A 20,245-nucleotide genomic window follows, 5' to 3' on the forward strand; every position below is an offset into this window, starting at 1 on the left:
GTACGAAACCGGCGCGCCAGGACAACCTCATGACCGACGCCTCCGACCACCGCCTCAAGATGCAGGACCCGCGCACCCAATACCCGCAGCCGCCGTTCAAGCGGCAACCGCAGGAGGCGCCGGGCCTCGCCGGCGCGATGGACCCGAAGCCGGACCACGGCGAGACCAGCTACCGGGGCCACGGCCGCCTCGCCGGCCGGAAGGCCCTGGTGACCGGCGCCGATTCGGGCATCGGGCGCGCGGCGGCCATCGCCTTCGCCCGCGAGGGCGCGGACGTGGCGCTCAGCTTCGTCGAGGCCGAGATGCCGGACGCCCGGGCGGTGGCGAAGCTCATCGAGGCGGAGGGCCGCAAGGCGGTGCTGCTGCCCGGCGACATCACCGACAAGGCGTTCTGCGACACCCTGGTGCACAAGGCCGTGGTCGAGCTCGACGGTCTCGACATCCTCGTCAACAACGCCGGCAAGCAGACCAACCAGACGGACATCGGCGACATCACGGACGAGCAGTTCGACCGGACGCTGAAGACCAACCTCTACGCGATGTTCTGGATCACCAAGGCGGCGATGCCCCTGTTGCCGGCCGGCGCGTCCATCATCAACACGGCCTCGGTCGTGGCCTACAACCCACCCAAGATCCTGGTCGACTACGCCACCACCAAGGCCGGCATCATCGCGTTCACGAAGGCGCTGGCCAAGCAGTCCATCGAAAAAGGCATCCGCGTGAACGCGGTGGCGCCCGGCCCGTTCTGGACCGCGCTGCAGCCCTCGGGCGGGCAGCCGCAGGAGGCGGTCGAGAAGTTCGGATCTGAGGTGCCGCTCGGCCGCCCCGGCCAGCCGGTGGAACTCGCGCCGGTCTACGTCTTCCTGGCCAGCCAGGAGGCGAGCTACGTCACCGGCGAGGTCTACGGCGCGACGGGTGGCAACGGCACCGCGTGAATTCGCCGAACCGGCGGGAAAACCGCTTCCCGCCGGCTGTCATGCTTGGCACTGCCTGTTCGAGACAAACGTAGCATTCGCCCGAGCCGTACGCGCGCTACAGATCTTCGAGGGGGTGGACGCCAGGCGTTGCAGGCGGGGATACTCTACTTGGCTCGCCCGGTGGGACCGATCATGCTGCAGCTTCAACCGATGCCGAAGGTCATCACCTTCGATTGCTACGGCACCTTGGTCCGGTGGCATGACGCCGTCCGGTCGGCGGCCCACGCGATCCTTGCCCGTCGCCTCCCGGAAGCCGATGCGCAGGAGCAAGCGGCCATCCTGGCCGATCGATTGCGAGAGGCTGCGGTAGAGCGGCAGAAGCGTCCGCAATTCCGCGACTACAAGTCGATCCTGCGATCCGCCCTAGCCGAGGCCCTCGCCGATGCCGGCCATACGGCCAAGCCCGAGGACGGCGACACGTTGCTGAGGGTCCTGGGACGTATCGAGCCGCACCCTGAGGTTGCCGCGGCGCTCGACCGTCTCCGCGCACGCTACCGGCTGGCGGTCATCAGCAACACGGACGACGACCTGATCGCAGGCACCGTCGCGGCCATCGGAGTGCCGCTCGACTTCGTCGTCACGGCCGAGCAGGCCCATGCCTATAAGCCCGATCACGGGCTCTTCCTACACGCCTACAAGACCATGGGCGTGCGGAAAGAGGAAACCATCCATGTCGGCATGGGGCAGTTCACCGACCTCAAGGTCTGCCACGAGCTCGGAATCCGCTCCGTGTGGATCGACCGGGTGGGCGAACCGCCGAACCTTGCATGGCCACCGCATGCGTCGCTCAAGGATCTCTCGCGCCTGCCGGACCTGCTCTCGCCGGAGTGAGCGAACGCCGCGAGGAACCTGATGCCTTAAGATGATGCTCAGCCAGTTCGGCACGGCGATCCGAAGCGGACGTTCCGCATCCCACCCGTCTGAAACGCTCAGGCAGGCGGTCTGCGGCGGCCGATGCTGGCCGAAAGCCGCTGGTCCGCTCCAAAGTAGGTTCGCCGCAAACGTCGACGTTCTCTGCAGCGAACCTCGACAACAACGCTCATGCAGGGCGAGGCTGCATCGCCCCCCGCTGCCAACCACAGTAGGCTCTGCTCGCAGGGCTTGATGAAGCGCACCGTGCGCGTCCGAGCCGACCTGTGGCCGGCGATGGTAGCCGGAAGTTTCCATCAGTCATTCAACAGCCGCTACGCGCTAGCCGAGGCGCCGACCATGCTCGCCCGCATGAGGAAAAACGAGCCTCTCGGAAAGATCGTTCTAAGCGTCTGACGCACAGTCCCGAGCGTCGGCCTCAAACGAGCCGGTCCAGCGCGCGGCGGCCACTTCACGACTGGATCGCGCCGTTTCGCCGGGAGATCGCGGATGCCCCGATGCCCGGCCGGCAGGATGCGGCGGCCGACGTGCGCGGATTAGAATAGGGCGCTCCAGCCTTCACCACTGTATTCAGCGCATGGGGTAGAGTGTCGAGAACTGCGCGGCATGAGAATCTGAGATCGAGGCAGCGGGCGCCCATGGATCAACGCGTTGCCAGAGCAGAGGGCCGCGTACTCCGGACTATGGCTTTTGGCTGGGCGGCAGGATCATCGCGGTGTCTGGGTCGGAGACGTCGCCCTCCTGTTGCTGATCGAGCGAGAGCTTGGCCGCGAGGTCCGGCTCCTGTCCGTTCGCCAACTCCTGCGCAGCCGCAACTTCCTTATCACGTGCCTGCTCCGCCGTGAGCTCGCCGCGCACCACCGCCCGGGCCAGGTTCAGGCTCAGGACGTTCTCGGCCTCGCTAGCGCCGTAGGCGGTGAGCGTGCCTCGCGTCCGGTCCGGAATGACGCTGCCGTTGAAGGTGGCGACCGCGCTGAAGAAGTTGAGCGGGACTTTGTAGGGCAAGCTCTGCTCTAGCACGTCGTTGTGCTTGGCCGGGAAATCGTGCTCGGCTCCCATCTTGTGCACCACCGTCCGGATCCAAGGCCCGTTGCGGTGCCAGATCAGCAGTGTCGCCGTCTGCTCCTGGGGTGCGCCGTACTTGTCAGCAACGGCTTCAGCGGCCTTGCGGGACGGCTCGGGCCAATCCTGAGCGAGGCGCTCGGCGGCCCCTGCGGGGCCCGCGGACAGCGCGAGGACGAGAGCGAGGATGCATCGGCTGCGGTTCTGCGAGGGCATGCGCTTCCCTGACGGCGCCGGGGGCAGCACGGCTTCCTGCAGCGAATGGGAATCGCTGTCACGCCGCCGCGTTGCTCCGGGTCTACGCCGGGTATAGGCCGAGCACCCGAGAATGGTTCCAGGGAGATGCCCGATGGTGCAGCTGATGTCGCTGGACGTGAATGGGCGCGCGGCGCCCGTGAGCGTGGACGACCCCGATACGCCGCTCCTCTACGTGCTACGCGATGATCTCGGCCTGCACGGGCCGCGCTTCGGCTGCGGGCTGGGCCAGTGCGGCGCCTGCACGGTGCATGTCGATGGGCAGGCGGTGCGCTCCTGCATCACCCCGGTCTCGAGTTTAAAGGCGGGGGCCAAGATCGTGACGCTCGAAGGGCTCGGCAGCCTGGACAAGCCGCACCCGGTGCAGGCGGCCTTCATCGCCGAGCAGGCGGCGCAATGCGGCTACTGCATCAATGGCATGATCATGCAGTCGGCTGCCCTGCTCAACGAGACGCCGAAGCCCAACGAGACCGCGATCCGGCAGGCGCTCGCCCAGAATCTCTGCCGGTGCGGCACCCATCAGCGGATCGTGCGCGCTGTCCAGCGCGCTGCCGGCACACTCTGACAGAGGTTGTTGTCATGACCGCACCCGCCCTCTCCCGCCGCAGCCTGCTCCTCCAGGGCGGCGCCCTCGTGGTCGGCTTCTCGCTGTCTGGCCGCGGCGCCAGCGCCCAGACCTTCGCGCCGGTCGCCACCAACGGCTTCGCGAAGCCCGTCGCCCCGGACCGCGTCGACAGCTTCCTGGCGCTCGGCGCCGACGGTCACGCCACGATCTTCTCCGGCAAGGTGGATCTCGGCACCGGGGTCGAGACCGCCCTGACGCAGATCGCGGCTGAGGAACTCGACCTGCCGCTCGACCGCGTGACCGTCGTCCAGGGCGATACGGCGCTGACGCCGGATCAGGGACCGACCTACGGGAGCCTCTCGATCCAGAAGGGCGGCGTCGAAATCCGGCAGGCGGCGGCGACGGCCCGCGCGCGCCTCGTGCAGATGGCCAGCGAGCGCCTCGGCGTACCGGCCGACGAGTTGGTGAGCGAGAACGGCACCGTCCGGCCGAAAGCTGGCGGCCAGGGACTCTCCTACGCCGATCTCGTGAAGGAAGGGCGCCTCGACCTCAAGGTCGATCCGGCGGTCAAGACGAAGGATCCGGCTCAGTTCGCCCTCGTCGGCAAGCCGGTGGCGCGGGTCGACATACCCGAGAAGATGACCGGCCGCTTCACCTACATGCAGGATTATCGCGTGCCCGGCATGGTGCATGCGCGGGTGGTCCGTCCCCCAACCATCGGGGCGGATCTGCAGGGCGTGGATGAGGCCTCGGTCGCGGACATCCCAGGACTGATCAAGGTCGTGCGCCAGGGTAACTTCCTGGCCATCGTCACCGAGAAGGAGTGGGCGGCCGTGAAGGCCGCAAAACAGCTGAGGGCGACGTGGTCGGAATGGGAAGGCCTGCCCGAGCAGGGCAAGCTCTGGCAGCACGTGCGCGCCACGAAGGTCACCAAGGACGACGTCACGAGCAGCACGGGCGATGCCGAGGCGGCGCTCGGACAGGCGGCCCGGAAGCTCGAAGCGACGTACGATTTCGCCATCCATACCCACGGCTCGATCGGGCCGTCCTGCGCCATCGCAGAGCTGAAGGACGGGTTCCTGACCTGCTGGACGGCCTCGCAGATGACGCACGCCCTGCGCAAGCAGCTCGCGGCGATGACCGGCCTCGCGCCGGAGGCGGTGCGCTGCATCTACGTCGAGGGCTCGGGCTGCTACGGCCGCAACGGTCACGAGGACGCGGCGGGCGACGCCGCCCTTCTCGCCCGCGCGGTCGGCCGCCCCGTGAGGGTCCAGTGGTCGCGCGCCGACGAGCACGGCTGGGATCCGAAAGGACCGCCGACCCTGATCGACCTGAAGGCCGGGCTCGACCCGCAGGGCAACGTCACCGCCTGGTCCTCCCAGTTCCACATCCCGGAGGGGGCGGCCGGTAACGTGCCGCTGGTGGCGGCCTCGCTGGCCGATCTGCCGCACGAGACTACGATGGCGCCGGGCAACATCATCGGCAACTCGGCGCTGCCCTACGCCTTTCCGAACGTGCGCACGGTCTGCCACCGGCTGGCCTCGACGCCGTTCCGGCCCTCCTGGATCCGCACCCCCGGGCGGATGCAGAACACCTACGCCAACGAGGCCTTCCTCGACGAGTGCGCGGCGGCAGCCGGCGCCGACCCGCTGGAGTACCGCCTGCGGGCGCTGAAGGATCCGCGCGGCATTGAGGTGCTGAAGCGGGTTGCCGAACTCGCCATGTGGCAGGCGCGCCCCTCGCCGGTGAAAGACGCCGCGGGCGACGTGCTGCGCGGCCGCGGAATCTCCTACGTGAAGTACGAACTCAATCGCACCTACGTAGCGGGCGTGGCCGAAGTCGAAGTGAATCGCAGCACCGGGCAAGTGCGCGTGCCGCGCTTCTTCGTGGTCCAGGATTGCGGGCAGATCATCAACCCCGACGGCGTGCGCAACCAGCTCGACGGCAATGTCATCCAGACCGTCAGCCGTGTGCTGCTGGAGGAGGTCACCTTCGATCGCGGCGCCGTGACGAGCCTCGACTGGTCGAGCTACCCGATCCTGACCTTCCCGGACGTGCCCGAGGTCGTGATCGACCTGATCGACCGGCCAACCGAGAAGCCGTGGGGCGCCGGCGAGCCGTCCGCCGCCATCGTGCCGGCGGCGGTCTCGAATGCAGTCTTCGACGCGACCGGCGTACGCGTGCGGTCCGTGCCGTTCACCCCGGCCAAGGTGAAGGCGGCTCTGCAGGGGGCCTGAAACGCGAGCAGGCAGGATCGTCGGGGCGTGGCGCCGGTCCCGCGGCGCGAGCCCGGATCGCGATCCGCCGGCCGCGCCGCGGACACCGGGTGGTGCCTCGGCCGCCGGGATCGACGCAGCTTGATAGAGGCGGCTGGCATGGGCCGGCCCGTGCCGGGGTCCGGTCCGGCACCCTTTGACCGCACCGTGGCGGCGCTCGAACATCTGCTGCTTTACGTTCGTCCCGTACGCTGGCTCCTCGACGGCGGCCGGACAAGGATGGAGCTGTTGGGGGCCTACCCTAACATCGCGAGCGGACCGCCTGCCTATGCCGACGAGGCGAGAAGACACTCCCACCGACCCTGCCGAAGGCGCTTCACGCTGCCCTCCGACATTAAAGTGCTTAGATAGTACTAGGCTGTGAGACGTGGTATCGGATCCGCAAGGCCCCACAGGCGCTCGTTGCAGGTTTACCCGGAAGCGGACGTTCCGCATCCAACTCTACACGGATGCAACAAGGGATCTAGGAGGCACCCGACAGTGGATATTCTCTGCGCCATTCCAGTGATCTGGGTCAGGCAATCTTGCTCACTGGCAGGCGGTTCGTAGGATGCGGGATTGCTGCTGCGATCCATGACCTCATGGTTTAACTGAAAAACTCTAGGGACGGCAGATCGATCGGATATCCTAGGCCGACTTGCTGGTCTGACGGTTGTCGAGCTTGCGCAATTCGGTGGCGATGTCCTGGAGACTGGAATCTCCCTTTCGCAAAACGCGATCGGCTTCTGATAACCGGTCCCGCTCCTCGGCCGTGACGTCCCGGGCGCTGAGGACCACTACCGGCACATCGGCGCAACCCGGCAATCTTCGCAAGCGGTCAAGGAACGAGAACCCGTCCATCACCGGCATGGTGAGATCGAGAAGGACGAGGCGCGGCACGCCAAGCCCGACCTGCTCGAGCGCCTCGCGGCCGTCGCCGGCCTCGCGGACGCTCCAGCCGTTGCGTTCGAGGGCCGTCCGTAGGCGGTGCCGCATGTCCGCGTCGTCATCGACCACGAGGACGTCGCCGTCCGCTGCCCGGAACTGATCCAGGATCGTCCGGAGGCGCGCCCAGTCCACCGGCTTCGGCACCGCCTCGATGGCACCGAGCGAGGCGCTGAGCGTCGCGTCGGCAACGAAGCTCACCATCACCACCGGGATGCCGGCAGTCTCGCGATCCGACTTGAGAGCGGCGAGCACCGACCAGCCGTCCATCTCGGGCATCATGACGTCGAGGAGGATGGCGCGGGGCTTGAGCGACTGGGCGAGGTTGAGGCCGGTGCGCCCGTCCGCCGCCGTGCGCACGGAAAAGCGCTGGCGTTCGAGGAAGCGGGTCATGAGCTCGCGCTGGGATGCCTCGTCGTCGATCACCAGCACCAAGTCATCCATGCGTTCGCCGTTCTCCGGTACGGCATCCGGCGCGACATCGACCGTCCGGTCCGGTGCCACCGCCGGCACGCGCAGGGTGAAGCTCGTTCCCTCGCCCTCGACGCTCGTCACGGAGATGTCGCCGCCGAGCAACTGGGCGAAGGCGCGGCTTAGAGCCAATCCAAGACCGGTGCCGCCATAGTTGCGTGTGGTGCTCTCGTCGGCCTGCGTGAAGCGCTCGAACAGGCGCCCGACCTGCTCCGGGTTCATGCCGATGCCCGTATCCCGCACCGTGAACTGGAGCCAGCCGCCGCGGATACCTGCCTCGCGCCCGGCTTCCAGCGTGATGGTGCCGCCCTCGGTGAACTTGGCCGCGTTCGAGAGCAGGTTGAACAGGCACTGGCGCAGCTTCACCGCGTCCGTTCGGGCTCGGCCGACGCCATCGGCCACGTCGAGCACGAGGACGTTTCCCTTCTTCTTGACGAGCGCCTCGACGGTGGCGGCCGCGTCCATGACGAAGGCGGCGACGTCGATGTCCTCGGGGTAGAGCTCCATCTTCTCCGCCTCGACCTTCGACAGGTCGAGCACGTCGTTGATCAGGCCGAGGAGGTGCTGGGCGTTCGATTTGATTTTTCCGAGATCCTTGAGGAGGCTCTCCTGACCGAGCTCCTCCGCCTCCTCCTCGAGCATCTCGGAATAGCCGATTACGGCCGAAAGCGGCGTGCGCAGCTCATGGCTCATGTTGGCCAGGAACCGGCTCTTCGCCCGGCTGTGCTCCTCGGCCGCGTCCCGCGCCTCCTTGAGCGCCACCTCGAACGCGTGTCGCTCGGTGATGTCCTCATGGACGCCCACCCACTCCCGGATCGCGCCGTCGGCATCGCGCACCGGCACTGCCCTTGCCACGTAGCGGCGCCAGCCCGCCTGGGCGGTGCGCACGCGATGCTCGACCGTGTAGGGGGCCTCGGCTCGCAATGCGTCGGTCCAGGTCGCGATCGTCGCCGGGAGATCCTCGGGATGGATCGCCTTCGCCCAGCCCGCGCCCATGTACTGCTCTGGGGTGTGCCCGGTGATCTCCGCCCACCCTGCTTGCTCCTCGACGAAATGCCCGGCGGCGTCGGTCGTCCACATCACGCCGTTGACGGCCCTGACGGCGGATCGGAAGCGCGCCTCGCTGACGTGCAGGCGTCGCTGCACCCGACGCTGGTCGAGCGAGGAAGCGATCATCGCCAGGAACAGGATGAGGAAGGTAACGCCGGCGACCGCCAGGGCGAGGTCGCGTTGGCCCGCCGCCAGGGTGGCTACGTGGGCCGCATGGGCGCCGCTCTCCTGCGCGGTGAAGGTTGCCGCGGCCATCCCGGTGTAGTGCATCCCAGCGACTGCAAGCCCCATCACGCAGGCGGCGGCGAGTTTCTGCCAGGGCCGATTGCGGCGGAAGGTAAGCCACAGGGCTGCGGTCGCAGCCGTGACCGCGATGGCGACCGAGACCGCCACCACAGCCGGGTTGTAGGCAAGGTTGCCCGGCACGCGCATCGCCGCCATGCCGGTGTAGTGCATCGCCGCCACGCCAAGGCCCATGAGCGGGCCCGCGACCAGCAACGAGCCCGCACCCGTTCCCCGGCGTGCAACCCAGGCAAAGGCGCCGGCCGTGACACCCACCGCGATCAGCAGTGACAGGACCGTCAGTCCGAGATCGTAGGCCGCCGCCATTCCCATCTCGAAGGCGAGCATGCCGACGAAGTGCATCGACCAGATGCCACCGCCCATCGCCACCGCCGCGCCAGCGCCCCAGGCCCAGCGCGCACCGGCGTCCGGACGCCGGACGCGGGCACCGAGGTCCAGCGCCGCATAGGACGCGAACACCGCGATGACGATGGACAGCGTGACGAGTAGCGGGTTGTATCCGGTATGGGCCATAGGATGTCCGGTGGGGGCACGGGGTCCGTAGCACCGAAAGGCAGCGCTCCTGGGACCAATCTTTCGGCCCGGAAGCGCAAGACCTTGCGAGCCGTCAGCGCGATGGCTCTCGAAGGATCAGGCCGGGCTTGGCGAAACCACCGAACGCAGCAGCCTAGTGAGGTCGTCGAGACCGACCTGGCCCTTTCTGAGGACCTTGTCGGCCCGTCCGGCCAGACGCCGCCGGTCGTTCACGTCGACGTCCTTGGCCGTCAGCACGACGACCGGGATCGAACCCCATTCCGGCTTGGCCCGCAGGGTGGCGAGGAACGCGAAGCCATCCATCTCCGGCATCATCACATCGAGAAGGATGAGGCAGGGTTGCACTGTCGCGACGACCCCGAGCCCGACCTTGCCGTTCTCGGCCGTGACGACCCGCCAGCCTTCCCGGGTGAGGTGGGTCGACATACGATCCCGTGTGTCGGCATCGTCATCGATGACGAGTAGCGGGCCTTCGTGGTCCCGGGGTCGGAAGCGGTCCATCACCCCCTGAAGCTCGTCCCAGTCCACCGGCTTCTGCAGGTAGTCGGTGGCTCCGAGGGAGAAGGCTAGGTTCTGCTCGTCCAGCACTGTGACCATGACTACGGGCGTGTTGCCGAGTTCTGGATCTCCCCTAAGTTCTCGTAATACCGACCAGCCGTCCAGCTGCGGCATGGTCACGTCGAGCAGGATAACCCGGGGCCTCAGGGTCCGCGCGATCTCCAGGCCCTCCCGCCCGTCGACGGCGGCGACGGCCTTGAACCCGTCGCGTTCGAGGAAGCGGGTGAGGAGATCACGCGTCGCCGGATCATCATCGACGACGAGGACGACGTCCTTGCCGCACACATCGTCGGATAGAGGCATCCCGACACCCGCTTCCATTGCCGGCTGGTCGTTCGTGCCGGCGATGCGGGCCGGGACCGAGATGGTGAAGGTGGTTCCTCGACCCTCCTCGCTCGCCACCTTGATATCGCCGCCCAGCATGGATGCGAACGCCTGGGTGATGGACAGCCCGAGGCCGGTGCCGCCAAACTTCCGCGTCGTCGAGGCATCCGCTTGGGTGAAGCGCTCGAACAGGCGCGCCTGCTGGTCCGGGCTCATGCCGATCCCGGTGTCGCTCACCTGGAAGGTCAGCCAACTCTTGCCGTCGCGTTCGCCCCGTTCGGCCTTCAGGGTGATCCGGCCACCTTCCGTGAACTTGGCGGCGTTGCTCAAGAGGTTGATCAGGCACTGGCGCAGTTTGGTCACGTCGGAACGCGCTTCGCCGAGGTCATCGGCAAGGTCCAGCGTGAGGACGTTCTCTTTTGCGGCGACGAGGGATTCGACCGTCGAGGCGACATCGCGGACGATCGCGTCGATGGCGAAGTCCTCGACGTAGGTCTCTATCCGCTCCGCCTCGATCTTCGACAGGTCGAGCACGTCATTGATGAGACCGAGGAGGTGGCGCGCGTTCGCCTCGATCTTGCGCATGTCGGGAAGCAGGTCGTCGTGGCCGCCGTCCTCCATCTCCTCCTGCAGCATCTCCGAGTAGCCGATCACCGCCGAGAGCGGGGTGCGCAGCTCATGGCTCATGTTGGCGAGGAACTCGCTTTTGGCCCGGTTTGCCTCCTCGGCAGCCTCCTTGGCGGCGGCCAACTGGAGCTCGCTCCGCTTGCGCCCGTCGATATCAGTGACGACGACGACGGCACCGACGCGGTGACCATCAACGTCGAGCATCTGCGCCGCCGAGAACCCGATCCAGGCACGGCTGCCGTCGCCGCGGCGGTAGTCGACCTCAAGATCCGCGCGCGACTCGCCGGCATGCACCACGCGGTCGAGGGGCCAATCCCCGGGCTCGACCTGGCATCCGTCAGAATGGAACCCGACCCAGCGGTCCTTCCGGTCGGCGGACGTATCTGAGACCACATCATGCCCCAGGATCACGGTGGCCCGGGCGTTGTGCCCGACGATGCGGCCCGTCGGAGCCTCGGCGATCAGGACACCGACGGGCAGCGTCTCCATCACCGTGCGGAGGGTGGCCTCGCCGGCCCGCATCCCACGGCGCGCCTCCGCCTCGCCCGCTTCCGCCAACCCGGCCGGAATGGTGCCGGCGAACAGGGTGGCGACGTGGAGGTCGAGGCCGGTGAAGGCATCGGGACGACTGGACTGTAGCTTCAGGACACCGACGGCGGCGTCCCCACGGAGGATCGGGACACAGACTGCCGAGCGTGCGTTGAGCGGGCCGACGAGGTCGCGACGGACGCGAGGGTCAACGAGGAGGTCCGGACACAGCACCGGCTTGGCGGTCGCCAGGCAATGGCCCGAGAGGCTGCCGTCGATGGGGATGCGCAGCCCGACATGGGGTTCGAGCGCACCGCGTGCCGAGCGATAGACGAGGTCGTCGCCCTCACGGAGCTCGATCACTGCGCCCTCGGCTTGGGAGACCGCCGCCATCACACCGCCGACGAGGGTATCGAGGATCACGCCACGGTCCCCTGCCGCCCGGGTCACGCTGGCCTGGGCGGCGATCAGGGCGTTCTGCTGCGCGATCAGCGCGGCCTGGCCGGAAAGAAGTCCCTCGCGCTCAGCGACCGAGCGGCGCAGTTCCATCTGGGACATGACTTGCCCCGCCAGCGCGCGTAGGGCTACCGCCTGCCGATCCGTGAGGCCCTCCGGGCGGGGCGCGAGGTCGATCACGCACAGGCTGCCGAGACGCTCGCCGTCGGCCGCCTCCAGCGGCGCCCCGGCGTAGAAGCGCAGGTACGGTTCGCCCGTGACGAGGGGATTGTCCCTGGTACGGGAGTCCAGCGACAGGTCGGCGATTACGAGCAGGTCCGGGGAGCCGAGGACATGCGCGCAGACCGACTTGTCCAGGGAGGTCTCGCAAGGCGCGAAGCCCGACCGCGCCTTGAACCATTGGCGGTCGCCGGCGACCAGGCTGACCAGGGCGACCGGGACAGAGCAGGTCATTCGGGCCAGCTCGACGATGTCGTCGAACCCTTTCTCGGGGGGCGTATCGAGGATGCCGTACCCTCGGAGTGCGTCCAGGCGACGGGCATCGCCGACTTCGGGTGGGAGCGTATCGTCGGTCATGTGCGGCTCGCTCATGGGAACGGATGGGCTCGCCGACGCAAGGCCGTGGGATGACGCGATGCGGTGTTCGGGTGCCCTCGACAACACGGTGACCGTGCGGTGGTTGCCCGCCCGTCCCGGTCACGTCTTCGAGTGGTCCCTGATTGGCGTCTGTTCCGGAGCGACGGGTCACGCCCTGGGGCAGCCGCCGGGGATCAGTCCTTCTCGATGACCGAGACCTTCCCATCCCGCTCGACGATGGCAACGGCGACCTGATCCATGTCATCGAGGCCCTGTTGGCGGGCGGCGGTGCGCACGTCGGCCTGCTGCATCCGCAGGCGCCGCATCTGGGTCTCGTCCCAGTCGCCGTCTCGGTAGACGACGATGGGCGTGCCGTCGCAGATACGCTCGAACCAGACGTAGCGCAGCTTCAGCCATGAGACGGCCACGTGCATGAGGCCGACGGTGAAGATCGCGCTCATCGCGCCGACGAACGACTTGTCGTCGCCGAGCACCGCGCTGACGCTCATACCGCCGAACAGGAACAGCACCACCATGTCGATGGGGGCCTGCTGGCTCGCGGTCCGGCGTCCGATGAGGCGGATGACGAAGAGAACGACGAGGTAGGCGGCCGCGGCCTTGAAGACGGTGCTCATGCCTACGGCACCGAATACTGCGACCAGGGCAGGGTCTCGCCTGCATCCAGCCGTGCCCAGAGATGGATGCTGCCTCGGAAGCCGGGCGAGCCCGCGAACAGGATGGTGACGCGTTCCTGACCCTTCACGACGGGGAACTCCATGCGGATGCTGTCGGCGCCGGCTTCCCAGACAGAAGGACGCGGGATGATGCTCTCCAACCCAAAATGATCGGCCAGCCCCTTTGCCATGGTCACGGCGACCTTATCGCCGCCGGGCGGGACGCGGGTGTCGAACTGGACCTTGGTCGGAGCACCGAAGCGGACCACCGGCTCGTAGCGGAGCTTGATCGAGGCATCGGCGTTGGCAGCCTCGCGCTCGCTGAACAGCCCCTGCCCGAACGCTCCGAGAACGGAGGCGCCCACGAATGCGACCATGGCCCAACGGCCGATGATCTCGGCACGCCGCCAACGTCCCTCGAACGCCGGGTAGAAGCCGCGCGCGATCTCCTCGCGCATCGGCGGGTCGGGATGGATGACGTCCAAGATATTTTCCTTGGGCAGGGATCTGGGCGGAACCGCCCGGGACGGGAGCCAAGTCGTCGGACCTGCCGTTGGCTCCCTGCAGGTGCGGCGTTATCTGGGATGACGCGGGAACGTGATCGCTCCTTCGGGTCGGCAAACCGGATCACGACCGCCGGATTGCGGCTGCGATCCGGCTCGGTCTCTCAGGCGGCGAGCGGTTTGGCCGTCCGAATCTTCCCATAGAGCTCGACGTGGATCTCGTGTCGAATGCCGTCCTTGGCGCCTACGATCTCGAAGTGCTTCGGCTTGCGTTGAGGCTCTCCCTCGACGGCGTAGCCCTCGGCCTTGACCGCCGCGAGGACCGCCGCCGGATCGGCCGGGGTCTGGTTCGCCTTTTCCGTGTGAAGCTTCCGCGGCCACGCGATCTCGCAGACGGTGCCGTCCTTGAGGGTGATGAGCGTCACTTTGATTTCCGAGGGTTTGGGCTCGCCCGTGATCGTAACTGTGTCGCCATGGGCGATTGCGATGACCTCGGCGCCCTTCGGCCCAAGGTCGGCGAGGATGCGTCCTTCCTTGCCATCGATGGCGAAGCGGTGGCCGAAGACGGCCCAGACGGTGCCGGTGATGGTCTGCATGTCGTTCATGTCGAGTCTTCCTCGGGTGTCGTTTGCCGGCCTGGGCCACGGGATGCCCGGTGTACCTGGACGGGGCCAGTTCCTGGCGATGCCGGTGGAGACTGGCATCGGCCCCTGTCGGGGTTGACGGCTCTCTAGGGCCAGGGTTCGAACTCATCTTGAACCGCGCCGTTCAGCCTCCGTTAAGCGCCGGCGACCCGGCCCGACCGCTCATCGGATCGGGATTGTCATCTCGAAACGGAGTCCGCTGGCGTCGATGGTCCGGCGGAAGCACCCCTGCAGGCTCAGCTCGATGATTTGCCTTGCGCGAACAGTGCCCGCCCCTGTGTGCCGATTGCCGATGAGAACTTGCTGGCGACCTAATCGGCGGGCGGAACCGGGTCTTGATTTTGATATGCCCCGCAAAAGTCAGTCAGAGGGCTTGCGAGAAGGACCATCGCGTTCGCTCGTCCTGAGCGGAGGCAACAAATGTTGCCAACGGGCCGTGCTCGACGACTACGCCGCGGTCGGTGAAATAGATCTGTCGGCTACACCACCGTCAGCTTTTCCGGCGAACTCTGTCAGAAACGGACCAGCGTCTTACGGCCAAAAACTGCCAAATGTCGAACGTCCGCCTCTGAAGTTTGACGCTCAAAAGCAGACTGGCAGAAAACCACCCACCCCGGACGTTGGCCTCTACCTCAACAGCCCGGAAGCGGACCTTCCGAAGGTCGCCAAAGGGTCAAGAGTTCGCGTCAGGATTGATCGGTGGAGCAGCAGCAGTGAAGCCGAGCCACCGCCTCCATCGACAGCAGCGGCCAGCTCGACGTCGTCGGCACCGGCCCGGACGTGATCACCCTGGCCGCCGGCCTGACCACGGTGGGCGAGTTCACTGCCGACGCGACGGAGACCGCCAAGCTCACGGGCGGGGCAGCGTTCACCACGGCCGGCGGCACCTCGGCCCAGCGCTCGGCCCTGATCGACCAGTTCAACAACCTCGGCACGCAGGTCGACCAGGCGGCCAAGGATGCCGGCTTCAACGGCACCAACCTGCTGGCCGGCGACAACCTGACCATCGCCTTCAACGAAAAGACCGGCTCGGCCCGGTCCAAGCTCAGCGTCCAGGGCACCGCCCTGTCGGCGGCCGGCCTCGGGATCGGCAGCTTCGTGGACTCGGCCACCGCCCAGGGCGGGGCGAACTTCGGCGTGCAGAACAACGCCGACCTCGCCAAGGCGTCGGACGCGCTGACCAACGCGCTGACCAGCCTGAAGTCGCTGAGCTCGACCCTGGGCTCGAACCTCTAGGGTTCAGACGCGGCAGGACTTCACCAAGCAGATGGTCGACGGGCTCAACACCGGAGCGGCAAACCTCACGGATGCGGACATGAACGAGGAGGCCGCGCGCTCGCAGGCGCTGTCGACGCGCCAGTCCCTGGCGATCTCGGCGCTGTCGCTGGCCAACACCGCCAACCAGGGCATCCTCCAGCTCCTGCGCTGAGCCGGGACTGGCCGGCGCGGCCGTGCCGTCGCGCCGGCTGCCACGTGGGAAGGCGCCCAGGCGGTCGGGGGGGCGCAACATACGCCGGTGCGCCGATACCGACGATCTCGTGGGTTATGACGTCGCCATCACCGTCGTAGGACTCCACGCGACGTCCGGAGGCTCGACCGTGTGCTCGCACGCCCGAGGCAGCTGAGGAAGCGGCCACGCCGACAATAAGGCCCGCCGTGGAGACGAGCCCGACATCGGCACCGAGCACGGCGGCACGCAGCCAGCCGATGCGGTTGACGAGATGCTTTTCCATATGGATTGCGCGCATCGGCTTCAGGGTTTCTCGAGGGGACGCTCGCCTTTGTCCGGGAGTTCGAGGGACGGGGGTCAGCAAAAGCAATCGGACCCCGATCCACTCTTCACGAAGTCCCCGTCGGGGAGCACCGGCTTACCGGTCTTCTCGCCCTCAAGCTCGCGTTCGGCCTGGAGCCAGAACTCGACCTCGTAGCCATGAGGGCGGCCACGCATGTTCCAGAGCTCAAAGGCTCTGAGACGGATGTCGCCTTCGGTCTGCGTCGTATCGGTGGGCATGCTCTGGTCCTCGCGATGGTCGGGATCGATGGTCATGGGCGCCGCCACGCCTATGCCGGAGGCGTCTCCGGCGATGCCCTGTGCAAGGCCGCATGACGCTTACTCATCGCTCCCTGGATCAGGGTCGCGATGGCGTAGCCCATGGCGCCGACGGCCAGGGCGGTTGCCAAGGGCGATGTCAGGCCGCGCTCCCCCCGTCCCGGATGTCCGCCGCGGCTCGACCGTTCGGCCTTGCGGATGCCAGCCCGTCCGCGGTGGAGGGTATCCTGTGCCAGATGGGTCGCCCGCTTGGCGACGTCTTCAACGGCGTCGTTCGCGCGCCAGAAGATCTCGTCGGCGGCACCCTCGATGCGGCGGCCTCCATCGGTGCCGGTATCCTCGTCGTCCGTGGACTGGCGATGCTCGTTGTGGGGCTTCGTCATGGTCGATTTCCTGTTTCGGAGGTCGGAATCCCTGCCGGGCCCACGAGGACCGGCAGGGGCTTCGCGTCGCTCAGACGACGCTGATGCGGTTCTCGACCGCGGTGGTGCCAGGGGAGGCCCACGCGGCTCCCATCGCCTCCCTGCGCTCCTGCATGGTGCGCACGGTCCCGCCGAGGTAGACGGTCCCGCCATCCGCCTTGACGGTCACGGTCTTCGGGTCGAACAGCCAAGAGCGATCCAGCGCCTCGCTGATGCTGTCGCTGACGGCCTCGACGTCGACCTGGGGCTTGACCACGATCCGGTTGTTCACGGCGACGACACCGGACAACTGCCGAAGCTCGCGCTCGGCGACCTCGGACTGGAAGCGATGGTCGACGTCGCCGGTCAGGATGACGGTCCCCTTCGAGACCTTCACCATGACGCGATCCGGAGGGACGGCGACGTTCCAGGCGAGACGGGCGATGGCGGTCGCGGCGATGTCCTCGTCGGACCGCTTGCGGGCGTAGGGCACCACGACCTCGATCTCCTGCACGAGGGCCCTGACGCCCCTGACGCGGCATGCGGCGGCCTCGGCGGCGATCTTCTCGTCGTAGGTCCCCACCTGACCGGACAGGGCGACCACGCCGTCCCTGGCCGTGACGCCGATCTCCGAGGAGGTCACCGCCGGATCCCAGATGAGTTCGGCCGTGACGCGGTGTTGCAGGCTGGTGTCGTGGGACATGACGGTCTCCTTGGGGGCTGCCGGGATCGCCGATGCGCGGAAGGGCTCGGCGACCCCGACCCATGCGAGGCGGTCCGGCGACGTCGTCGAAACGCGTCCCGGCATCCGGTGAACACTAGGTGGCGGAACCGGAGCAGTCCTTGATCCAGCGCAAGGATCAGGCGTCACCGGAATTGTTCATGACCGAACGAGCGGCTCGGGCGGCGAGCACGGGTCCACCGGGAACACCGGGGTTGATCTCGATCAAAGACCGGGCCCGACAACGCGGCCATCCCTGGGTCGTGGTCGGCCGTAATAAGGCGCGACCGGAAATCAGGGGTCCATCGGTCATGAGCACGGACGTCGCATCGTTGACCAATGTCGCCGTCACGCGAGCGACGCCGACTGCGGCATCGCTCGATCCATTGACGGAGAGCCTGCGGATGCTGGGGGTCGCCGTCCTCGGATCGGCAACCGCCGTCTGCCTGATGTGGCTCGTATCCTGAGCGACGTCCCGGTCGCCGCCCTACCGTCGAGCCGACCCGCCGCCTGGACCTTCCGCGTCGATGGGGGCCTGCCGGCCTCGCTTCTCGGATGCGTCCGGCGCGAGGCGCGTCATGGCATCAGCCGAACCCGGAGCCATCCCATGTCCATTCGCCTTCCCGTATCCGCGCTGCTCATGACCGGCCTCCTACAGGTCGCGGCGGCGGCCACGGATGGACAGGTCCAACGTGGCAAGACCTTCGTCGGCGCGAACTGCGCCACCTGCCATGCCGTCGGCCGGATCGGGGAAAGCCCCCTGGCCGTCGCACCTGCATTCCGGGAACTCCATACGAAGTATCCGGTCGAGGACCTCGGCGAGGCCCTGGCGGAGGGCATCACCACGGGGCATCCGACCATGCCCCAGTTCGAGCTCGAGCCCGATCAGATCACGGACGTGTTGGCCTACCTGAAGTCCCTGGAGCAATGACCGTCCTGCCATGGAGGCTTCCAAACTGCATCCCTAGGAAGCGGACATCGAAAACCCGTCAGGGACGCGTCGCCTTCTCGGCGCTGGCACCGACCGCCTTGGCGAAGGCCTCGATCCGGGTCGACTGGTCGGCCAGCATGCCCTCGAGACGCTCCATCCGGATGCGGTCGAGCTTGTCGTGCGAGGCCATGATCTCGACCTCGGCCTTCAGGTTGATCTCGTAGTCGAGACCGGCCGCCATGCGATCCCGCGCCGCCTGGCGGTTCTGCGACATGAGGATCACCGGCGCCTGAAGAGCGGCGACCATCGACAGGATCAGGTTCAGGAAGATGTAGGGGTAGGGGTCGAAGGCGCCGGCGCGGGCCAGGACGACGGTGTTCACGACGACCCACGCGACGAGCATTCCCGTGAAGACCAGGATGAAGCCCCACAAGCCACCCAACTGGGCGACGCGGTCCGCGAGGCGCTCGCCGAAGGTCTGGTGCTCGACGAGGACGCGGTTCACGTCCCGGGACACGTACCGCCGCTTGGCGACATGAAGGATCACCCGCCGCTCGCGTTCGGAAAGCCCTTCCAATCCGTCTTCCATCAACTGCCGGGCCAGCTGGGTGACCGCACCGTCGACCGGCGGCTTACTGCCGTCATCGGCATTCGCGGGAGGGATCATGCCGCTCGTCGGGGCGTGCTCGGTCATCAGTGGCTCAGGAAGCTGCAGACGGGGCAACGGCGCAGGACATCCCGGGTGACGCCGCCGGGGACGGCCTCCCGCAAGCGCCCATGACCGTAGGCTCCCATGACGATCAGGTCGGTCGCGCCCTCGGACGCCAGGTCGAGCAGGGCTTCCGTGTCGCCTGCGAGATCGACGGACACCATGATGCTCGCCAATGTCATGGACGGGACGGCTCGCTCGGCTGCGGGAAACCGGACGATGCCCGTCCGCCAAGGTGCCGGCTTTGACCCAACGCAAGGGCGGGGCCGGAAATCGTACCGGGCCATCGTCGAGGGACGACGATGCCTGGCCTTTCGCCGCCCGGAACGGGTTTGCGCTGGATCAACGATGGATGCCCGGCCAACAGGCATGGTCCTCCCCTCGTCACCGGAGGTCCACCATGTCGTATGCCAGCATCATCGTCGCCGTGGATCCCGGGGAGCGGACGGCTCCGCGGATCGGTGTGGCCGCGCATCTCGCGCAACGGCTCGATGCACGCCTCATCGGCGTCGCGGCCTGGGCACCGGACTACCCGCGGGGGTTCGGGGAGACGTCCGTGCCGACCGGATACGGGATCGAGGACCTCCGCCAGAAAGCCTTCGGTGAGTTGCACCGGGCGGAAGAGACTTTCCGTCTTGCGGCCCGGCCGGCGGAGCGGATCGAGTGGCGTTCCGAGCTCAGGGAAACGCTCACGTTCCTCGCGGAGCAGTCGCGGGCGGCCGATCTCGTCGTGGTCGGGCGTCAGGGGAAGAACGACCTGCCGCATCACGCGGCCGCCGTCGGACCCGGTGACGCACTGATGACGGTTGGCCGGCCGATCCTCGTCGTGCCGCACGGCGTGGAGCGACTGTCGGCGACCCGCGTGGTGGTGGCCTGGAAGGACACCCCGCAGGGCCGCAGGGCGATCTCCGATGCGATGCCGTTCCTGACGCTCGCCGAACAGGTCCAGGTCGTCCAGGTCGCGGAGGGCACCGACCGGACCGAGTTGGAGGACGTCGTCGCCTATCTCGGCCTGCACGGCGTCAAGGCCGTGGGGGTTCTCAAGGCCCCGAAGGCTGGCGGGACGGCCGAGACCCTGCTCGACGCCGCCGAGATGTTCGGGGCGGACCTGATCGTCAGCGGAGCCTTCGGGTACAGTCGCCTGCGGGAATGGTTCTTCGGCGGCGTGACGCGCACCCTCCTCGACCACAGCCCTGTCTGTTGCCTGATGTCTCACTGAACGCCATCCGGTGGATCGACGTCCGGCGAGGTCGTTG

At 67.6% G+C, this 20,245-nt stretch carries 19 protein-coding genes and 2 pseudogenes; 9 read left to right on the forward strand and 12 right to left on the reverse strand.

Translation table 11 applies throughout. The features are described 5' to 3' along the window. Positions 1-29: 29 nt before the first annotated feature. Both FV223_RS00740 and FV223_RS00745 read left to right on the forward strand, forming a co-directional pair. The gene (locus tag FV223_RS00740) at positions 30-935 is read left to right on the forward strand and encodes an SDR family oxidoreductase (RefSeq protein WP_147724762.1); all 906 of its coding nucleotides are present in this window, start codon (positions 30-32) and stop codon (positions 933-935) included. A 174-nt stretch (positions 936-1,109) separates the two neighbouring features. Next, complete coding sequence (locus FV223_RS00745; protein WP_147724764.1) at positions 1,110-1,808, forward strand: HAD-IA family hydrolase; 699 nt, start codon at positions 1,110-1,112, stop codon at positions 1,806-1,808. Positions 1,809-2,528: 720 nt separating this feature from the next. On the opposite strand, the gene FV223_RS00750 is transcribed toward FV223_RS00745, so the two are convergent. Then, on the reverse strand, positions 2,529-3,125 hold the full coding sequence (locus FV223_RS00750; protein ID WP_147724767.1) for a hypothetical protein: 597 nt from the start codon (positions 3,123-3,125) through the stop codon (positions 2,529-2,531). A gap of 133 nt (positions 3,126-3,258) precedes the next feature. Here FV223_RS00750 and FV223_RS00755 point away from each other — a divergent pair, with 133 nt between their 5' ends. Both FV223_RS00755 and FV223_RS00760 read left to right on the forward strand, forming a co-directional pair. Continuing rightward, positions 3,259-3,729 carry a (2Fe-2S)-binding protein gene (locus tag FV223_RS00755; RefSeq protein ID WP_147724769.1) on the forward strand — a complete coding sequence of 157 codons (471 nt, stop codon included), beginning with the start codon at positions 3,259-3,261 and terminating at the stop codon, positions 3,727-3,729. A gap of 14 nt (positions 3,730-3,743) precedes the next feature. Continuing rightward, positions 3,744-5,966 (forward strand): molybdopterin cofactor-binding domain-containing protein, encoded by a 2,223-nt coding sequence (locus FV223_RS00760; protein ID WP_147724771.1) that lies wholly within the window; start codon positions 3,744-3,746, stop codon positions 5,964-5,966. 666 nt (positions 5,967-6,632) lie between these two features. On the opposite strand, the gene FV223_RS00770 is transcribed toward FV223_RS00760, so the two are convergent. From FV223_RS00770 to FV223_RS00790, 5 genes are all read right to left on the reverse strand, one after another. Then, on the reverse strand, positions 6,633-9,266 hold the full coding sequence (locus FV223_RS00770; RefSeq protein WP_147724775.1) for an MHYT domain-containing protein: 2,634 nt from the start codon (positions 9,264-9,266) through the stop codon (positions 6,633-6,635). Between the two features lie 117 nt (positions 9,267-9,383). Next, complete coding sequence (locus tag FV223_RS00775) at positions 9,384-12,356, reverse strand: response regulator (RefSeq protein WP_187275998.1); 2,973 nt, start codon at positions 12,354-12,356, stop codon at positions 9,384-9,386. A gap of 194 nt (positions 12,357-12,550) precedes the next feature. After that, positions 12,551-12,991, reverse strand: coding sequence for a YetF domain-containing protein (locus FV223_RS00780; RefSeq protein ID WP_147724779.1), 441 nt, complete (start codon positions 12,989-12,991; stop codon positions 12,551-12,553). A 2-nt stretch (positions 12,992-12,993) separates the two neighbouring features. Continuing rightward, complete coding sequence (locus tag FV223_RS00785) at positions 12,994-13,515, reverse strand: hypothetical protein (RefSeq protein ID WP_147724781.1); 522 nt, start codon at positions 13,513-13,515, stop codon at positions 12,994-12,996. Positions 13,516-13,697: 182 nt separating this feature from the next. Then, the gene (locus FV223_RS00790; RefSeq protein WP_147724783.1) at positions 13,698-14,138 is read right to left on the reverse strand and encodes a hypothetical protein; all 441 of its coding nucleotides are present in this window, start codon (positions 14,136-14,138) and stop codon (positions 13,698-13,700) included. A gap of 819 nt (positions 14,139-14,957) precedes the next feature. On the opposite strand from FV223_RS00790, the gene FV223_RS00800 reads away from it, so the two are divergent. Together FV223_RS00800 and FV223_RS31400 are read left to right on the forward strand one after the other, a co-directional pair. Continuing rightward, a complete protein-coding gene (locus FV223_RS00800; protein WP_246686423.1) occupies positions 14,958-15,413 on the forward strand; it encodes a hypothetical protein in 456 nt (151 codons plus the stop codon). Positions 15,414-15,444: 31 nt separating this feature from the next. Further along, entirely contained in the window at positions 15,445-15,606 is a 162-nt protein-coding gene (locus tag FV223_RS31400; RefSeq protein ID WP_246686424.1) for a flagellin, read from the forward strand. A 181-nt stretch (positions 15,607-15,787) separates the two neighbouring features. Here FV223_RS31400 and FV223_RS31405 read toward each other — a convergent pair. From FV223_RS31405 to FV223_RS00820, 4 genes and pseudogenes are all read right to left on the reverse strand, one after another. Further along, positions 15,788-15,925, reverse strand: a pseudogene (locus FV223_RS31405) (VIT family protein); the annotation flags it as partial. A gap of 59 nt (positions 15,926-15,984) precedes the next feature. Beyond that, entirely contained in the window at positions 15,985-16,224 is a 240-nt protein-coding gene (locus FV223_RS00810) for a DUF2934 domain-containing protein (RefSeq protein ID WP_147724785.1), read from the reverse strand. A 14-nt stretch (positions 16,225-16,238) separates the two neighbouring features. Next, positions 16,239-16,610 (reverse strand): hypothetical protein, encoded by a 372-nt coding sequence (locus tag FV223_RS00815; RefSeq protein ID WP_147724786.1) that lies wholly within the window; start codon positions 16,608-16,610, stop codon positions 16,239-16,241. A 70-nt stretch (positions 16,611-16,680) separates the two neighbouring features. Beyond that, entirely contained in the window at positions 16,681-17,331 is a 651-nt protein-coding gene (locus tag FV223_RS00820) for a BON domain-containing protein (RefSeq protein WP_147724787.1), read from the reverse strand. Positions 17,332-17,471: 140 nt separating this feature from the next. On the opposite strand from FV223_RS00820, the gene FV223_RS00825 reads away from it, so the two are divergent. Next, the gene (locus tag FV223_RS00825) at positions 17,472-17,816 is read left to right on the forward strand and encodes a hypothetical protein (RefSeq protein WP_147724789.1); all 345 of its coding nucleotides are present in this window, start codon (positions 17,472-17,474) and stop codon (positions 17,814-17,816) included. 140 nt (positions 17,817-17,956) lie between these two features. Further along, positions 17,957-18,280, forward strand: coding sequence for a cytochrome c (locus FV223_RS00830; RefSeq protein ID WP_187274699.1), 324 nt, complete (start codon positions 17,957-17,959; stop codon positions 18,278-18,280). 58 nt (positions 18,281-18,338) lie between these two features. On the opposite strand, the gene FV223_RS00835 is transcribed toward FV223_RS00830, so the two are convergent. Continuing rightward, complete coding sequence (locus FV223_RS00835) at positions 18,339-18,974, reverse strand: DUF1003 domain-containing protein (RefSeq protein ID WP_348642507.1); 636 nt, start codon at positions 18,972-18,974, stop codon at positions 18,339-18,341. Beyond that, a pseudogene (locus FV223_RS31410) lies at positions 18,974-19,126 on the reverse strand (universal stress protein); the annotation flags it as partial. The pseudogene FV223_RS31410 and the gene FV223_RS00835, both read right to left, overlap by 1 nt. Before the next feature lie 263 nt (positions 19,127-19,389). Here FV223_RS31410 and FV223_RS00845 point away from each other — a divergent pair. Continuing rightward, positions 19,390-20,208: a universal stress protein gene (locus FV223_RS00845; RefSeq protein WP_147724793.1), complete on the forward strand. Its 819-nt coding sequence runs from the start codon at positions 19,390-19,392 to the stop codon at positions 20,206-20,208. Positions 20,209-20,245: the final 37 nt, after the last annotated feature.

The sequence above is a fragment of the Methylobacterium sp. WL116 genome (genome assembly GCF_008039455.1).
In the GTDB taxonomy this organism is placed as follows: Bacteria; Pseudomonadota; Alphaproteobacteria; order Rhizobiales; family Beijerinckiaceae; genus Methylobacterium.

Excerpts from the sequence above, each read along its gene's own strand:
- FV223_RS00790 (WP_147724783.1), bottom strand. The coding sequence starts at position 14,138 with ATGAACGACATGCAGACCATCACCGGCACCGTCTGGGCCGTCTTCGGC.
- FV223_RS00835 (WP_348642507.1), bottom strand. The coding sequence starts at position 18,974 with ATGACCGAGCACGCCCCGACGAGCGGCATGATCCCTCCCGCGAATGCC.
- FV223_RS00745 (WP_147724764.1), top strand. The coding sequence starts at position 1,110 with ATGCTGCAGCTTCAACCGATGCCGAAGGTCATCACCTTCGATTGCTAC.
- FV223_RS00755 (WP_147724769.1), top strand. The coding sequence starts at position 3,259 with ATGGTGCAGCTGATGTCGCTGGACGTGAATGGGCGCGCGGCGCCCGTG.
- FV223_RS00770 (WP_147724775.1), bottom strand. The coding sequence starts at position 9,266 with ATGGCCCATACCGGATACAACCCGCTACTCGTCACGCTGTCCATCGTC.
- FV223_RS00845 (WP_147724793.1), top strand. The coding sequence starts at position 19,390 with ATGTCGTATGCCAGCATCATCGTCGCCGTGGATCCCGGGGAGCGGACG.
- FV223_RS00830 (WP_187274699.1), top strand. The coding sequence starts at position 17,957 with ATGTCCATTCGCCTTCCCGTATCCGCGCTGCTCATGACCGGCCTCCTA.
- FV223_RS00740 (WP_147724762.1), top strand. The coding sequence starts at position 30 with ATGACCGACGCCTCCGACCACCGCCTCAAGATGCAGGACCCGCGCACC.
- FV223_RS00750 (WP_147724767.1), bottom strand. The coding sequence starts at position 3,125 with ATGCCCTCGCAGAACCGCAGCCGATGCATCCTCGCTCTCGTCCTCGCG.
- FV223_RS31400 (WP_246686424.1), top strand. The coding sequence starts at position 15,445 with ATGGTCGACGGGCTCAACACCGGAGCGGCAAACCTCACGGATGCGGAC.
- FV223_RS00760 (WP_147724771.1), top strand. The coding sequence starts at position 3,744 with ATGACCGCACCCGCCCTCTCCCGCCGCAGCCTGCTCCTCCAGGGCGGC.
- FV223_RS00810 (WP_147724785.1), bottom strand. The coding sequence starts at position 16,224 with ATGACCATCGATCCCGACCATCGCGAGGACCAGAGCATGCCCACCGAT.
- FV223_RS00775 (WP_187275998.1), bottom strand. The coding sequence starts at position 12,356 with ATGACCGACGATACGCTCCCACCCGAAGTCGGCGATGCCCGTCGCCTG.
- FV223_RS00815 (WP_147724786.1), bottom strand. The coding sequence starts at position 16,610 with ATGACGAAGCCCCACAACGAGCATCGCCAGTCCACGGACGACGAGGAT.
- FV223_RS00820 (WP_147724787.1), bottom strand. The coding sequence starts at position 17,331 with ATGTCCCACGACACCAGCCTGCAACACCGCGTCACGGCCGAACTCATC.
- FV223_RS00780 (WP_147724779.1), bottom strand. The coding sequence starts at position 12,991 with ATGAGCACCGTCTTCAAGGCCGCGGCCGCCTACCTCGTCGTTCTCTTC.